This is a genomic window from Flavobacterium sp. 21.1 (genome assembly GCF_057801535.1).
Window position 1 is genome coordinate 52,303 of sequence record NZ_JBYNXA010000005.1, and the last position, 17,098, is coordinate 69,400.

11 protein-coding genes are annotated in these 17,098 nt (G+C 37.6%); 8 read left to right on the forward strand and 3 right to left on the reverse strand.

The annotated features are described in order from the left end of the window. Positions 1 to 202 precede the first annotated feature (202 nt). Positions 203 to 1,723, forward strand: coding sequence for an anti-phage protein (locus AC3E9U_RS12280; protein ID WP_488747209.1), 1,521 nt, complete (start codon positions 203 to 205; stop codon positions 1,721 to 1,723). A gap of 139 nt (positions 1,724 to 1,862) precedes the next feature. On the opposite strand, the gene AC3E9U_RS12285 is transcribed toward AC3E9U_RS12280, so the two are convergent. Further along, positions 1,863 to 3,341: a M61 family metallopeptidase gene (locus AC3E9U_RS12285; RefSeq protein ID WP_488747210.1), complete on the reverse strand. Its 1,479-nt coding sequence runs from the start codon at positions 3,339 to 3,341 to the stop codon at positions 1,863 to 1,865. Between the two features lie 186 nt (positions 3,342 to 3,527). Here AC3E9U_RS12285 and AC3E9U_RS12290 point away from each other — a divergent pair, with 186 nt between their 5' ends. After that, entirely contained in the window at positions 3,528 to 6,953 is a 3,426-nt protein-coding gene (locus AC3E9U_RS12290; protein WP_488747211.1) for a methylmalonyl-CoA mutase family protein, read from the forward strand. A 150-nt stretch (positions 6,954 to 7,103) separates the two neighbouring features. Beyond that, positions 7,104 to 7,982, forward strand: coding sequence for a hypothetical protein (locus AC3E9U_RS12295; protein WP_488747212.1), 879 nt, complete (start codon positions 7,104 to 7,106; stop codon positions 7,980 to 7,982). Between the two features lie 81 nt (positions 7,983 to 8,063). Here AC3E9U_RS12295 and AC3E9U_RS12300 read toward each other — a convergent pair whose 3' ends face one another. Together AC3E9U_RS12300 and AC3E9U_RS12305 are read right to left on the reverse strand one after the other, a co-directional pair. Continuing rightward, a complete protein-coding gene (locus AC3E9U_RS12300) occupies positions 8,064 to 9,185 on the reverse strand; it encodes a hypothetical protein (RefSeq protein WP_488747213.1) in 1,122 nt (373 codons plus the stop codon). A gap of 25 nt (positions 9,186 to 9,210) precedes the next feature. Beyond that, the gene (locus AC3E9U_RS12305) at positions 9,211 to 9,951 is read right to left on the reverse strand and encodes a porin family protein (protein WP_488747214.1); all 741 of its coding nucleotides are present in this window, start codon (positions 9,949 to 9,951) and stop codon (positions 9,211 to 9,213) included. 401 nt (positions 9,952 to 10,352) lie between these two features. On the opposite strand from AC3E9U_RS12305, the gene AC3E9U_RS12310 reads away from it, so the two are divergent. The 5 genes from AC3E9U_RS12310 (at position 10,353) to AC3E9U_RS12330 (ending at position 17,018) form a co-directional block, all read left to right on the forward strand. Beyond that, positions 10,353 to 10,877 carry a hypothetical protein gene (locus AC3E9U_RS12310; RefSeq protein ID WP_488747215.1) on the forward strand — a complete coding sequence of 175 codons (525 nt, stop codon included), beginning with the start codon at positions 10,353 to 10,355 and terminating at the stop codon, positions 10,875 to 10,877. Between the two features lie 313 nt (positions 10,878 to 11,190). After that, positions 11,191 to 13,380, forward strand: a complete 2,190-nt coding sequence (locus AC3E9U_RS12315) for a glutamine synthetase III family protein (protein WP_488747216.1) — start codon at positions 11,191 to 11,193, stop codon at positions 13,378 to 13,380. A 590-nt stretch (positions 13,381 to 13,970) separates the two neighbouring features. Continuing rightward, positions 13,971 to 14,726, forward strand: coding sequence for an OmpA family protein (locus AC3E9U_RS12320; RefSeq protein WP_488747217.1), 756 nt, complete (start codon positions 13,971 to 13,973; stop codon positions 14,724 to 14,726). A gap of 59 nt (positions 14,727 to 14,785) precedes the next feature. Beyond that, positions 14,786 to 15,640 carry an OmpA family protein gene (locus AC3E9U_RS12325; protein WP_488747218.1) on the forward strand — a complete coding sequence of 285 codons (855 nt, stop codon included), beginning with the start codon at positions 14,786 to 14,788 and terminating at the stop codon, positions 15,638 to 15,640. A 199-nt stretch (positions 15,641 to 15,839) separates the two neighbouring features. Continuing rightward, entirely contained in the window at positions 15,840 to 17,018 is a 1,179-nt protein-coding gene (locus AC3E9U_RS12330) for an AIR synthase related protein (RefSeq protein WP_488747219.1), read from the forward strand. Positions 17,019 to 17,098: the final 80 nt, after the last annotated feature.

Below are 17,098 nucleotides of genomic sequence, written 5' to 3' on the forward strand. Positions count from 1 at the left end.
TTTGTCACACATTGATAGCGCCAAATTATAAGCTCTCTAAATTGGTTTATTTTCTTACTTTTTGTAGATTAGCGGAAAATAGATGTGGCGTATCAAATGCTTTTTAAAAATGAGTAGTTAGAGATACTAATTAATGTATAGCATCTATTTTCAAATTGTCTGCAATTGATTATATTCGTAAACTATTAAACACTAAGATTAAATGAGTATTTATCAAAATTTAGGTTTTACAAAAGATCCATTTGCTTATACTAACGCAGATGAAGAAGAAAATTTAGAGAGTTATTTTGTTCCGCCCCCTTACTATGACGCAATACAAGGAGACTACAATTCTCCAAAATCGCATATCGTTTTAGCGCCTCGCGGAAGTGGTAAGACTGCACAAAGACGAATGATAGAAATTTGGAGTAGGGACAAGCCCGTTTTGTGCATAACATATGATAGATTTGAACTAGGTAATTCACAAAATTTAGATGATATAACTTTAAATTACCATTTAAAAAATATTATTCAAAAAACGCTTTTGAACTTAGTTCTTTGGATTGCGGAATATCCGGATACCATAAATAATTTCTCAACTGACGAAAAGAAAAATTTAAGTATACTTTGTCACAATTACTTGGGAGAAGTTTCAGGTGCAAAAGTTAGTGAAGTATTAAATGATATCAAATCCGTTACGGAGAAAATCAAAAAATTTTGGAATGAAAATGTGGGAGTTTTAGATTCGCTTTTGAGTTTTGTTTTAAAAAAATATGACTTACCTGAGTTAGATTTACCTGAATTAAAACAAGAGGAAAAAAAGCTAAGTCAATCCTATAAATATCAAATGGAATTGATTTACGAATTGGCACAAAAACTTTCATTCAAATCCATTTATATTTTAATTGATAAGGTTGATGAAACTCATTTAACTACAAATAGTTCACAAGCAGCTTTCAAATTGATTGAGCCTCTTATAAAAGATTTAGAAACACATGGGATTAAGGGCTATGCATTTAAATATTTCCTTTGGGATAAAGTTTATGAATATCTCTTAGAATCCGGAAGACCCGATAGAATATCAATTAATTCTTTGGTGTGGTCTAGGGAAAGACTTGTTGAAATGTTATCTAAAAGATTGATTGCTTTCTCGGGAAATAAAATTTCAAATCTAGAATCAATTTTTCAAAATCCAAACGAAACATCAGCAGATGATGCTGTTACAATATTGGCATGGAGATCGCCAAGAAATGTTATCCGAATCTGTCAAGAATTGGTTGCGGAACAAACTTTAATAAATTCAAATGTTTCAAAATTAGATAACCGAGTGTTAGATAGAGCGTCTTTGAAAATTTCGGAAAAAATATGTGAGGAAATTTATGGTCAAGACGCTGTAAGTGAAGTGAAAAAACTTGATCGAGAAATATTTTCGATAAGTCATTTAGCTAACAATATTTACAAAGTTTCTAACAATGCCGTTAGACCGAGAGTTACATCCTGGATAGATAAAGGTTTCATTTTTATGATCGGAGGTGATAAAAGTTCTTCAACCAGACCAACAAATGTTTACTATGTTGCTGATCCTAGAGCAAATCGACTAATAAATTCAAAGAAAATACTTTCAGGATGGCTAAAGGATAATTGGTCAGTTTGCGGTCATTGTGATTCAGATATTTTGTTAGATAAATCTTATATAAGTCAAGATACTGAATTAGAATGTTGGAGTTGTAAGCGTCCATTTTAATTGCAAGTATACTCCGATAGCGCGGATTTGCAATCCATGCCCAAAAGAATAAAAAAACTACAACCGTAAAAGTTGTAGTTTTTTGTTTTATAAATAAACTTCAATCCATAAAAAAATCCTCCGAAGAGGACTTTTAAATTTATAAACCAAGAATGCCTTTTTTAAACTGCAATTGTTCGGCACTAGGATTTTCAATCGGGGAAATATATACTTCTTCAAGATAACCGTCAACTTGTAATCCCATCGCGGCTAAATAATCGGTAACTGGGATTCGCTTTACCCCGGTCACATAGTCATCAAAAAACCACTGAAGATCTTTATTGGTGAGTTTGTTGGTAACGGCAATTACGTCACTTAGTTCATAGGTCTTGTTGTTTTTTGCAAATTCATCATATAAAACAGCAAAAAAATCATCAAGGCTTTTTTGGTTTCCGGTGGCTTTTCGGATTTCAATATCTAATCCCAGTCCAACCAATTCTCCGCCTCCATAAACTAAATACCGGTTTTGGTCTTTGTTGTTTCCGGCTTCACGAATACTTAATTTGTTCTGCAGATAATCCCTGCTGAAATTGTATTTTGTGATTACATTTTCAAAACGTTTGTAGAAAGTGGCTTCGTCAATAATCTTGGTTCGGGTTAACAGAATATTGGTTAGGTAATCGGTAAATCCTTCTTTTATCCATTCTTCCTGTTCTTTCGGGATTAAAGTATGCCCGTTCCATAGATGAATTGTTTCGTGCGCCATGATATGCCCCCAATTGGTGCGGCTGTTTTTATTCACTTTTCCTTTGATGATTTGGCTGAAACTGGTTCGGAAAGCACTTCCGTCAGTCAACCGACTGTTTTCGTTAACGACAATCAGGTATTTTTTCTTGGGAGAACCTTTAAAGACATTAGTTGTTGCCTCGATGATGGGTTTCATCAACTGGATAAACTGATCTTCGTTTTCTTTCATCGAATTCCCTAATGCAAAAAGAAGTTCGAAATCGCCCAATTTGATTTCTTTTTCATAGTGTGTCCCGACGAACATGCAGTTGTTCAGTAAAAACCGAATGTCTTCATTTACGGTGAAACTATTTGCTTTCGTGTTTTTTTTCCAGGGTGTTGAAGCTTTCCAGTTTTTAGGCAGTGTAAAATCTACCGTCACATTTTTTATATCCGCTAATGAAGGAACCTCGGGAGCCAGAAACAAAGAATAGCCGGTAAAGAATAATCCCTCGGGAACACGGTAAGCCACTTCGTCCATTCCGCCGCAGTGATCCCAGTTTTCAGAATCGTGTTGCAATAAAATATCATATTCCAGCGTACATTTTCCATAAACGGAAGATTGTATTTCCCAGGTTTCTTCTCCTAAATATTTTATGGTCAGTACTTGGCCTTTCTCGTTTTTAGCGGTTAGGTTTTTTAAAAACTTGGCTTCACCTTCAGGATTTTTTTCAGATCCGTGGGTAATCATGAAGAAGCGGTTTTTGGCTTGGGTTAAGTCCAGTTTTGCTTTTACGTGAAGAAGGTTTTGTTGCTGGTCTGTGAAGTCCAACTGGTAATTGGCGGCGTTGTTTTGTGCTTCGGATTGCAAGGAAAAGGCAAGTGCGCAAAGCAGGATGAGGTACTTTTTCATAATTGTTTTTTGATTGATGATGATGATGATGATTCTGCTGTCGAAAATAAGCAGCAAAATCACAAGACGACGGAGCAGTGGTTTTGTTACACGAAATGCGCATTTTTTGTGTCGAAGAATTTAAATTTTAAGCCGTTACTTTTTTAATAAATGCGTAAATTGCACCCGCAAAATTTTTTAACCAAAATGGAACAAGTACAACCATACCAACCGGTAAATAAAGTCAGAATTGTAACTGCAGCTTCGTTGTTTGACGGACATGATGCAGCGATCAACATCATGCGTCGAATCATTCAGGCAACTGGTGTTGAAGTAATTCACTTAGGACATGACAGAAGTGTGGAAGAAGTAGTGAATACTGCTATTCAGGAGGACGCTAATGCGATTGCTATGACTTCTTATCAGGGAGGACATAACGAATATTTCAAATACATGTATGACTTGCTTAAAGAAAAAGGAGCGGGTCATATTAAAATCTTCGGAGGTGGAGGAGGAGTAATCCTTCCATCTGAAATTTCCGAATTGCACGAATATGGTATCGAAAGAATTTATTCTCCGGATGATGGTCGTGAGTTAGGTTTGCAGGGAATGATCAATGATTTGGTAAAACGTGCTGATTTTCCTGTAGGGGATAAATTAAACGGAGAAGTAAATCATCTTGAAGATAAAAATCCAACTGCTATTGCGCGAGTGATTTCTTCGGCTGAAAATTTCCCGGAAGTGGCAAAACCTGCAATGGATGCCATTTATGAAAAAAATAAAGAAAGCAAGACACCTGTTTTGGGAATTACAGGAACAGGAGGAGCTGGTAAATCGTCATTAGTAGATGAGTTAGTTCGTCGTTTCTTAATTGACTTCCCGGAAAAAACCATCGGATTGATTTCCGTTGACCCGTCAAAACGTAAAACGGGTGGTGCTTTATTAGGAGACAGAATCCGTATGAACGCCATCAATAACCCAAGAGTTTACATGCGTTCGTTGGCAACACGTCAGTCTAATTTAGCATTGTCGAAATACGTTCAGGAAGCTATTGAGGTGTTGAAAGCGGCAAAATACGATTTGATTATATTAGAAACTTCAGGAATCGGACAGTCGGATACGGAAATTTTAGAGCATTCCGATGTTTCGTTATATGTAATGACTCCGGAATTTGGTGCTGCAACTCAGTTGGAAAAAATCGATATGTTGGATTTCGCTGATTTAGTGGCGTTGAATAAATTCGACAAGCGTGGTGCTTTGGATGCAATCCGCGATGTGAAAAAACAATACCAGCGTAACCACCATTTATGGGACGTTGATGCAGAAAAAATGCCTGTGTTTGGAACAATTGCTTCGCAGTTCAACGATCCGGGGATGAATACCCTTTACAAATCCATCATGGATAAAATTGTGGATAAGACAGGAATTGATTTGCATTCTACTTTCCAGATTACCCGTGAGATGAGTGAGAAGATCTTCGTGATTCCGCCACACAGAACACGTTACTTATCTGAAATTTCAGAAAACAACAGAAAATATGATGAGACTGCATTATCGCAAGTAGATGTGGCTCAGAAATTATACGGGATCTTCAAAACCATGGAAACGGTTTCGGGAAGAGCGCCTAAAATTGACAAATCAGGTATTATTGAAGACTCTTTAAATCACTTACCTGAGAAACAAGAGTTCCTGTCATTACTGACAAAAGAGTTTGACCGTGTGAAAATGAATTTAGACCCATACAACTGGGAAATCATTTTGACTTGGGATGAAAAAGTAAACAAATACAAAAATCCGGTATACAGTTTCATGGTGCGTGACAAGGAAATCAAAATCCAAACGCATACTGAATCATTATCTCATACTCAAATCCCGAAAGTGGCATTACCAAAATACCAGGCTTGGGGCGATATCTTACAATGGAACTTACAGGAAAATGTTCCGGGAGAATTCCCGTTTGCATCAGGATTGTATCCGTTCAAACGTGAAGGTGAAGATCCAACGCGTATGTTCGCAGGAGAAGGTGGTCCGGAAAGAACCAACCGTCGTTTTCACTATGTGTCTTTAGGAATGCCGGCAAAACGTTTATCTACTGCATTTGACTCGGTAACTTTATATGGTAACGATCCTGATCACAGACCGGATATCTACGGAAAAATCGGTAATGCAGGTGTTTCCATCTGCTGTTTGGACGATGCTAAAAAATTATACTCCGGTTTCGATTTAAGTCACGCGATGACTTCAGTTTCCATGACAATCAACGGTCCGGCTCCGATGTTACTTGGCTTCTTTATGAATGCAGCCATCGATCAGAACTGTGAAAAATACATCAAAGAAAATGGTTTAGAAGCTGAGGTAGAAGCTAAAATCACTGCGATCTATAAAGCAAAAGGTACTGAAAGACCTCGTTACAACGGCGATTTGCCACAAGGAAACGATGGTTTGGGATTAATGCTTTTAGGTGTAACCGGAGATCAGGTTTTACCGGCTGACGTTTATGCCGATATCAAAGTGAAAACTTTAGCACAGGTTCGCGGAACGGTTCAGGCGGATATCTTAAAAGAAGATCAGGCGCAAAACACTTGTATTTTCTCTACGGAATTTGCACTTCGTCTGATGGGTGACGTTCAGGAATATTTCATTCAGAAAAATGTTCGTAACTTCTATTCGGTTTCGATTTCAGGTTACCACATTGCGGAAGCGGGAGCGAATCCAATCACACAGTTAGCCTTTACATTGGCAAACGGTTTCACCTACGTGGAATACTATTTAAGTAGAGGAATGAATATCAACGACTTCGGTCCGAATTTATCGTTCTTTTTCTCAAACGGTATCGATCCGGAATATGCGGTAATCGGTCGTGTAGCGCGTAAGATCTGGGCAAAAGCCTTGAAACTTAAATACGGTGCGAACGAAAGAGCTCAGATGTTGAAATACCACATTCAGACTTCAGGTCGTTCGTTACATGCGCAGGAAATTGACTTCAACGATATCCGTACAACGTTACAGGCATTGTACGCGATTTATGACAACTGTAACTCGTTGCATACCAATGCGTACGATGAGGCGATTACAACTCCGACTGAAGAGTCAGTACGTCGTGCAATGGCAATTCAGTTGATCATTAATAAAGAATTAGGTTTAGCTAAAAACGAAAACCCAATCCAAGGTTCCTTCATCATTGAAGAATTGACTGATTTGGTTGAAGAAGCTGTGTTAGCAGAATTTGACCGAATCACGGAAAGAGGCGGTGTACTTGGTGCAATGGAAACCATGTACCAACGTTCGAAAATCCAGGAAGAATCGTTATATTATGAAACATTGAAACATACCGGTGAATTCCCAATTATTGGTGTGAATACTTTCTTAAGTTCAAAAGGTTCTCCAACGGTGATTCCGGCTGAGGTTATCCGTGCTACTGAAGAAGAAAAACAGTTCCAGATTGCAACCCTTGAGAATTTACATGCTGCACAGGCAGATAAAGTAAAAGAGCAATTGGAAATCATTCAGGATGCTGCGATACAGAATCAGAATATTTTCGAAAAATTAATGGACGCTACGAAATATTGTTCTTTGGGTCAGATCACTTCGGCTTTGTTTGAAGTGGGAGGACAGTACCGAAGAAACATGTAAGAATAGTAAGTGTAAAAAGGCTCCGGATTGGGGCCTTTTTTTTGTGTTTATTTTAAGACTTCTTTTGAACCTCAGAAATGGATTTTCACTAATTTTGATGATGTACCCCTGAGGTCAAATACCGCATTTGCAAAAAGCCCCGTAATATTTTTGAAATCAATCAATCAAATCGTAAATATTATGAAAAATTTTATTGCAATCGGAAACTGGAAGTCACTGGGCTTCTGCCTGGCATTAATTGCAGGCTTGTTTATTTATTCTTGTGCGGATGACAATGATGATTTGCCGCCAGGCACAACGTCGTCCAAAGTACCATTTAACTGTTCTACCTGTGCTACTACTTCTCAGGCTATCCCTGAAAATGATAATTTAGCCAAAGGTATTTATAAAGGAGTTTTTCCAGCCGGTACTATTGCTATTAACTTCAAAAATGATGTGGAAACTGTAAATGGTGCTGTTTATTACAAAAACAAAACTATTGCTCTGACTGAAGTGCCAGAAGTAGTGATATCTATGGGAAAACCGGTATTTGCCATGCTAAGAGGAGTATCCGGTACGACCGTTGTGCGTATGGGTTTTTCTGTAAATGAAGACGGCTCTGATCCGGTAATTTCAGATTTTACTATCACAGGCGAAGAACCAATGATTTCAGCTACTATTTTTAAAGAAAGATCAAATTCGCTCATAGAAGGTTATGAAGGAAATTATTTCCTTTCCGGTAGTGGTGTTCCTTCCAATGCTCCTGATGATACTGGCAGGGTTGATCCGGGTTTGGTTCATCCTGATTCTAATGCGACTAATGTCGGAACTTTGAAAATGGTTTTATCCCGATCTGATGGAATGTATATGTTATATCGAATGATGAATGGCGCTAGTGGTGCAGTTGTGGATCATGGAAGTATTAATGATGGCGCATTGGTGTCAGATGTCAGCGGAAAACGAATTTCTTATATAAGAGGAGATGAATTAAATTACCAAGAAAGTAGTTCGTCAGGTACGGTCTTTTTACATGCGGAAAGAAAGCGATAATGACGATTATAAAAAAGAGCTGTTTATGTAGACAGCTCTTTTTTTATTGTTTTAATCGAAGAATTATTCTTGAATTATGATCTACAGACCGAAACGGTATTGAAGACTGGTTAAAAACTGTGTTCGGGAGGACAGAAACCCTGCTTCAACTCTAAGCATCCAATGCTTATTATACTGATATTGTGATCCGACAATGAAATTCCACATGTCTTTTGGTTTTTTATCCATGGAATATTGCACAGTGGAATTTGCGATGTTATTAACGGCTGTATCTGCAGCCGTAAGAAATTCTCCTGCTCTGTCTAAGATCTGATTTGCCTTGTTGTATTTTGCCTGGTTGATCGGGTTGGCTTGTTCTGCCTGGCTTAAGTTACTCCACCACGTATCAACATCTTGTCGTTTTTGTTCCACACCAGCAATACCTTCATCGATTTTTTGACCTAATTCTCCAGCGTTAAAGACTTCGCTGAGGTTTAGGGAGCCATTGGTATCGGATTTAAGCTTCACTCTGAAGGCGCCAACCCATACGGCAACCGATTGGTCCGGTTTGCCAAATTTGAAGTTTTTGCCGAGTCGGGGGCCAAAGATAAAGGTGAAGGCAGGTTTTTGAAGTTGGGGGACATCGGTCCAGGCAACATTCATGTCTAAAGCTAAAAAACCTCCTCCGACTCCGATGGTAGGAGTCATTCCCAGACCGAATGTGGTGGCATTAAATTCTACTTTTGTGTTGAATGCGGTGACTTTTGTTTCCGAACCGGTTGCAGGATCATCAAGCCAAACGCCTACTCCGATATCGGTGCTGGCTGATGTTTTTCCTAATATGGCGTACACATTTAAAAAAGGAAAAACCCAAACATCGGGACGAAATGAAATTGTATTTGAAGTGGCTACAGCTTTATCGAAACGAACAATCTGATCAAGATTGTACATCGGACCATTATTAAAACCCACTTGTAAATTGTTTATAATAATATCGGATTCCTGCCAAAGGTAGTTTACACTCAATCCTGCCGAATAAGGAAGATGGTAGCCTCTCTCTGTTGCTTTTTGTCCCCAAATTGGAAGTACATAAGGATATTCTGAGACCTTTAAACTGTCAATCAGTTCCTGATTTTTCTTACCGACTTCTTTATTTGAGAAAACCTGTGCATTTGCTGATAGGCCTATTATCAGACTGAAGGCAAGTAAAATATAATTTTTCATGGTATTAGAAGTTTTTTTAGGGTTCTTACTCAGTTGTTTTATTTTCTTTGTCCTTTTTCTCTTGTTTTTCTTTCGCTTTACCCGCGCCAATAGGAATGCCGACGGTAATATAAAAGCTTTGGTTGTAAACATTGTTGTGGCTGTCGTCAACTTCAATATCAATTAGCCCATAGTAATAGCGCATTCCTAAGTTCATCCCGTTTCCTTTCATAAAACGATAACCTAATCCTGCGACCAAGCCGGCATCAAGCGGGTGGTAATTGTCCTTGATGGATAAGGTGTAACTTAAGTCTTTTTTGTCTCTAATTTCGGAGGTGAATTCATCTTTAGCTTTGTAAAGCAGTCCTAGTTGAATTCCACCTTCGCCATAAAAGTTGTTACTGAACTTTTTTTTCATCAGGACCGGGACATTAAAGTATTCAAGACTTCGTTTTACTTCGCCGTTTGCAAATTCACTGTCCAATTCAGGGTCATTAAGTGAATAAGGTTTGAGATGGTTTGCGCCCATGGTAGACTTAACGATAACTCCGGTGTGCACCATCCAGTCATTTTTTATTTTGAAATCGAAATAGAATCCTAAATTAAATCGAGCACTTGCATCCGAATCATCCAGTACTCTTAGTGAAGCAAAGTTTACACCACCATCCAGACCGAATTCTATTTTTCCTGTATTGAGCTTATCACCTAAAAGTAATGAGATTAAAACCTGTCCGTTTATGGAACATGAGAAAAGTAAGAGGCATCCTAATAGTAATGTTTTTGTCATATTCTGTGATGATTCTTAAGTGATAATTCTCAACAATATGTGTACGATATAAAGGTCATACACTCCAGGACATGAAGCGGTGCGTAATAGAGGGTAGAAGTGGGTAGCGTGTGTTTTAGCTAAAGTTACACAAAAATCTGATAGGATTGTAAATTTCGTTGTGTTATTTTTCTTCATTTTTTTATGTTAAACTAATTGTAACTTGTTTTAATAGAAATGTTTATGGGGTTTTCGGGCTGGTTTATTCGTAATTTTGTGAAAGGCCTTTAAGTTTTAAAATGTCTGTAAATTCATCTTTTTACAATTTTGGCACGACTATTGGTAGTTAATGGGTACGTCGGTGTTGAACTGATAGTACAGCATCTGAAATTATTTACTTTAAAAATTTAAAAAATAGAGCCATGAGCAAGAAAATTACCTTATTGTTATTAGCTTTCATCGGGATGATTGGGCTTCAAAGTTGTACTACGGAAGAATATTATGTTCAAGGTGACACCAATGATCAGGATACGATCAGTGAAGTATTTGAGTATTCTAATATCGATTTTTTTCCTAACGATTACAGCGTGTTTTTAGATTTTCCTCACGCAATCTATACGTCAGATATGGTTTTGGTATATCGCTTGGCCGGTGTGGGTCCGGAAGGTGACGAGTGGAGATTATTGCCTGAGACTTATTATTTCGATGATGGTACTGTGGATTTTGGATACAGAAATGACTTTACCCAATATAGCGCGAAAGTGGATTTGTTTGGATTCGACTTAGCTACGTTGCCAAATGGACTAAAATTAAATCAGGTTTTCAGAGTAGTCGTTGTACCGGCCTTTGTGAGTCACAAGCAAACTAACACGGTAGATGTTAAAGATTATAATGCCGTTATTAAGGCTTATCACATAGACGAATCAAAAATCCAGAAGATAAAATAATAAATATTTGTTAGTTAGTTATAAAGTAAAAGACTGTCCTCGGACGGTCTTTTTTATTTTATATGAAGCTAATTCGTTTAAAATGAGTTATTTGATGTCTTTTTTGTAAAATACCCTTAAAAAATTAATAGGGCTCATAAAAATATACTTCAAGATGATTCGCATAGTCATGTGTAAAACATAGGGGTTTGAAATAAATTTGTAATTATTTTTTGTTTTACCCCTATTTTTTTAGGGGGTGATTTATTTTGTATTGTAAAATTCATATCTTTGCACTGTATAATTACAGGTCATAACCTTAAAAACACAACTTATGTCAACATTTCGTTTCCATGCTTTACAAAAAGCAACAGACAGAACACCCGTAGCGGTAGAAGAATTGGATAGAAAATCAGCGATTTTCGGAAGTAACGTTTTTAACGACAAAGCGATGCGACAATTTTTGACGCCGGAAGCTTATAAAGCGGTTAAAAATGCAATCGAAAACGGAATTAAAATTGATCGTAAAATTGCAGAGTACATTGCAATGGGAATGAAAGAGTGGGCGCTTTCTAAAGGAGTGACTCATTATACACACTGGTTCCAGCCATTAACAGGAACAACTGCTGAGAAACACGATGCGTTTTTCGAAACCTCAATGGACGGAAGCGATCCTGTTGAGAAATTCGGCGGAAGTCAGTTGGTACAACAAGAGCCGGATGCTTCTTCTTTCCCGAACGGAGGAATCAGAAATACATTCGAAGCTCGTGGATATACTGCCTGGGATCCGACATCTCCTGCTTTCATCTTCGGAACAACATTATGTATCCCTACAGTTTTCATCTCTTATACAGGTGAAGCATTAGATAATAAAACACCTTTGTTAAGAGCGTTACACGCAATTGACAATGCAGCGACTGATGTTGCTAAATATTTTGACAAAAACGTTAAGAAAGTAACTCCAACTTTAGGTTGGGAACAGGAATATTTCCTGGTTGATGCTGCTTTAGCAAATTCAAGACCTGATATCTTAGCTACAGGAAGAACTTTATTAGGACATACTTCGGCTAAAGGTCAGCAATTGGAAGACCATTATTTCGGATCCATTCCAACTCGCGTATTGCAATACATGAGGGATTTGGAAAATGAGTGTATGTTGTTAGGTATTCCTGTGAAAACACGTCACAATGAGGTAGCTCCAAACCAATATGAGTTGGCTCCGATTTTCGAGGAAAGCAATTTAGCGGTTGACCACAACTCGTTATTGATGGATGTAATGCAGAAAGTGGGAGAACGTCATCACTTTAAAGTTTTATTCCACGAAAAACCATTCAAAGGAGTAAACGGTTCAGGTAAACACAATAACTGGTCATTAGCTACGGATACTGGGATAAACTTGTTAAGCCCAAGCAAAACGCCAATGAGCAACTTGCAATTCTTAACGTTCTTCATCAATACCATCAAAGCGGTACATGATTATGAAGAGTTATTAAGGGCTTCTATCGCTTCTGCAAGTAATGACCACCGTTTAGGTGCAAACGAGGCGCCACCGGCAATCATCTCTGTTTTCATCGGTCAGCAATTGACAAAAGTGTTGGAAGAATTGGAAGGTGTTTCTAACGGAAAACTTTCTCCGGAAGAGAAAACCGACTTAAAACTAAACGTAGTTGGTAAATTACCGGACGTATTATTAGATAACACAGACAGAAACAGAACGTCACCATTCGCGTTTACAGGAAACAAATTCGAATTCAGAGCAGTTGGTTCTTCTGCAAATTGTGCGGTTTCAATGACGACTTTAAATACAATCGTTGCTAAACAATTGAAAGATTTCAAAGTTGCTGTTGACGAATTGATCGAGAAAAAAGACATGAAGAAAGATGATGCTATCTTCAATGTTTTAAGAGAATATATCAAACAGACCAAAGCGATTTTATTCGAAGGTGACGGTTATAGCGAGGCTTGGGAAAAAGAAGCTAAGAAACGTGGATTGAGTAACTACAAAACAACTCCAAAAGCGTTAAAAGCAAAAGTTTCAAAACAAGCGATTGCTTTATTCGGAGAGATGAATGTAATGAACCACGTTGAGGTAGAATCTCGTTACGAAATCGAATTGGAAGAGTACACTAAGAAAATCCAGATCGAAGGACGTGTATTGGGTGACATCGCTCGTAACCACGTAATACCTACTGCAATCCGTTACCAAAACACGTTGATTGAAAACGTAAAAGGTTTGAAAGAGATCTTCGGTAAAGAATTTGAAAAAGTAGCGAAAGAGCAAATCGGATTGATCAAAGAAATCTCTGAGCATATCGAAGGTATCAATTCAAATGTTGAAGCAATGACTGAAGAGCGTAGAAAAGCAAATGCGCTTACCAATTCAGAAAAAATGGCTGACGCATATTGCGATAAAGTAAAACCATATTTTGATACAATCAGAAACCACTGTGATAAGTTAGAATTATTAGTGGATGACGAAGTTTGGACTTTGGCAAAATACAGAGAATTATTGTTTGTAAAATAATTTTCGTTCAACTTATAAAACCTCCTTCGGGAGGTTTTTTTGTTTTGAATGCAGTTGGACTGTTTTTTTATTCGCTTTGTAGAAAACTTATAATTGTCTGAAAAATAAAGTGTTAAAGCTTTTTGCGGACAAGATATTTGTAGTACTTTTGAAATGTAAATCAACCACAAGATTTCTTTTTCCATCTTCACAATCTCACTCAGATTGTTTAATCCTCACATTGCAATTCCCTGTTTAAGTACGTATTTTTTTTACTGTTTATACTGTATGGGTTTTAATTAAAGTATACGATTTTCTACTGGAATTTCGTTATTCGAACAGGAGCAAACATCGTTTTTAATCTTATCTGCCTATAGATGAGGTAACACAACAGTTGTGTTATAATTCGATAATTTGTTAGGTGTTTCTCCTGTGCTCAGAAACAAACCAAACCCATAGGGGGAAAGTGAGACGGGCAACGTCTGTCTCACTTTTTTAATAATCTTGGACACTTGTTTTTTAATTGCGAAGAGCACTTTCCTTTTTAGAGGGGAGTGCTTTTCTTTTTATGCTAAATTTCCAGTAAATTAGTTTTCATTAAATGAAGGATTATGAAAAACTATTTGTTCCTGTTTTTGTTTTGCGCACTTCCTAAACTTTCCGCCCAGGAAAAATTTACGGTTTATTTTGATTTTGATATTCATGAAGTAAATCGGGATTCACATCAAACGCTAAAGGATTGGATTTTAGAAAATAAAAATGCTGAAATCCTAAAAATATATGGTTATTGTGATAGCTTGGGCTCCTATGATTATAACGATGAATTGGCCATGCGCAGAGTCAATTCGGTTATAAAAATACTGCGGAAAAATAAATTCGGAATTTCAGATAAAATACAACTTAAAAGTTTTGGAAAACGATTCGAACAATCCAAAGTACAGGCCGAAAATAGAAAGGTCGAAATTTATTTCCATCCGAAAGAAGAAAAACTCTCCGATAAAATTTCCCAAGTGAAAGCGGGGGATAAACTCCGACTCAAAAATCTGAATTTCTACAATCATTCGGGTGTAATTGTTCCAAAATCGGGACCCGTTTTAGCCGAGTTACTGCAGATAATGAAGAAATATCCAAAGCTTAAAATTGAAATCCAAGGGCATATCTGTTGCCAGATTCAGGGTGACATTGACGATATTTCCACTTTGCGTTGTAAAACCGTTTATGATTATCTTGTTGCAAACGGAATCGACAAGAACCGTCTGTCTTATAAAGGTTTTGGAAGTACTATGCCATTGTATCCCATTCCGGAACAAAATGATTTTGAAAAAGACGAGAACAGAAGGGTAGAAATTCAAATAATAGAAAATTAAAATCCGACCTGTTTTTATCAGATTATTTTCGTTTATTCGTTATTATTAAAAAACATCTCATGAAGCGATTTATAATATTCCTGTTGTTGGTTTTTCCCTTTTTAGCATCGGCTCAGGAACAATTCACGGTCTATTTTGAAAGCAATAAATTTGATTTAACCAAGAAGCAGAACGCATCGCTGAGTGAATGGATGTCACTTAACAAAGATTCCAAGGTGGTTGCCATTAACGGCTTTACCGATGAAGACGGAACGAATGCTCATAATGACACGCTTTCCCAACGGCGAGTGAATTTTATCCAGAATATCATTGTGAGGAATCAGATTAAAATAAGAGACGATTTTAAAACGAGAAGTTTTGGCGAAGAACACACGCAATCCAAAGTGAAATCGGAAAACCGAAAAGTAATCATTTATTACATAGTAGCTAAAGACCTGCCACGGGAAAACGAGATTTTAGGAATAAAACCAGCTCAACCGGTTGCCACAGAGGTCATTCCGATAGAAGAAGAAGATATGCATTTTCCAGCTAATGCAACGCTGGAAGAAAAAGTGACTCTGGCAAAACCCGGAACCCGAATCGTTATCAAAAACATATTTTTCTATCAGAATTCGTTTGGGATGATGCCTACATCAAAACCGGCCATGGATGAATTGATTGATATAATGCTTAAAAACCCGACGCTGGTAATCGAAGTACAGGGCCATATCTGCTGTATTGATGCTGACAGAAGAAATCTTTCCCTGGAAAGAGCAAAACAGATCAGAAGGGTTTTGGAAGGCAACGGAATCGAGCAAAAAAGGGTAAAGGTAAAAGGTTTTGGAGTTTCGCATCCCAAATTCCCAATTCCGGAAGCTAACGAAGAACAGGCACTTGCGAACCGTCGTGTGGAAATCATGATTTTGAGTAAATAGAAGCAAGAAGCAAGAAGCAAGAGATAAGGGATAAGAGATAAGGGAAGTGTCAAATTGGTATTTCTTCGTCCTATTATTTAGCTCTCGTGTCTTGCTTCTTGTCTCTTGTCTCTATTATCTATTATCTATTTTCCATCATCTGTTTTTCTAACTTCTATTTTCTCCTTATCTTTGCGCTCACAACACACAAATAAACTACATGAGTTCTGATAACAGCCAACGTTATAACCTTCGCGGAGTTTCAGCTTCCAAAGAAGATGTGCACAATGCGATAAAAAACATCGATAAGGGATTATTTCCAAAAGCTTTCTGCAAAATAGTTCCCGATCACTTAACCAATGACGACCATTATTGTTTAATCATGCATGCTGACGGAGCGGGTACAAAATCCTCTTTGGCTTATATGTACTGGAAAGAAACAGGTGATATGTCCGTTTGGAAAGGTATTGCACAGGATGCGTTGATCATGAATATCGACGATTTATTATGTGTGGGGGCTACCGATAACATCATGCTGTCTTCTACAATCGGAAGAAATAAAAACCTGATTCCGGGAGAAGTAATTTCAGCGATCATTAACGGAACTGAGGAGCTAATCGCCGAATTGAAAGAATTCGGAGTGACAATCCACTCAACAGGTGGTGAAACAGCTGACGTGGGTGATTTGGTACGAACCATCATTGTGGATTCTACCGTAACTGCCAGAATGAAACGTTCACATGTAGTTGATAATGCGCATATTCAGGCTGGTGATGTAATCGTTGGATTGGAGTCATACGGTCAGGCAAACTACGAAAAAAGCTATAACGGCGGAATGGGTTCTAACGGATTGACGTCAGCGCGCCATGATGTTTTTGCTCATTATCTTGCTGAAAGATATCCTGAAAGTTATGATGCTTCAGTGCCGAAAGATTTAGTGTATTCCGGAAATGTAAAACTTACGGATGCAGTGGAAGGTTCTCCGATCGATGCCGGAAAATTAGTGTTGTCGCCTACGCGTACTTATGCGCCGATCATTAAAGCGATATTGGATAAATATTCTGCCGGACTGATTCACGGAATGGTGCATTGCAGTGGTGGTGCACAAACTAAAGTGTTGCATTTTGTGGATAATGTTCATGTGATCAAAGACAATATGTTCCCGGTTCCTCCTCTCTTTAAACTGATCCAGGAACAGTCAGGAACAGATTGGAAAGAAATGTATCAGGTATTTAACTGTGGTCACCGAATGGAATTATACATTCCTTCCGACATAGCTGAAGATATCATCGAAATTTCAAAATCGTTTGGCGTAGATGCACAGATAGTAGGAAGGGTGGAAGCTTCCGAAAATAAAAAGTTAACCATTACTTCGGAATACGGAGTATTTGAATATTAAAAGAAAATCCCTCAATTGAGGGATTTTTTTATTTATGGCTTTTTATATTTTTTTTCAGAGACAAATATTTTTTGAAAACG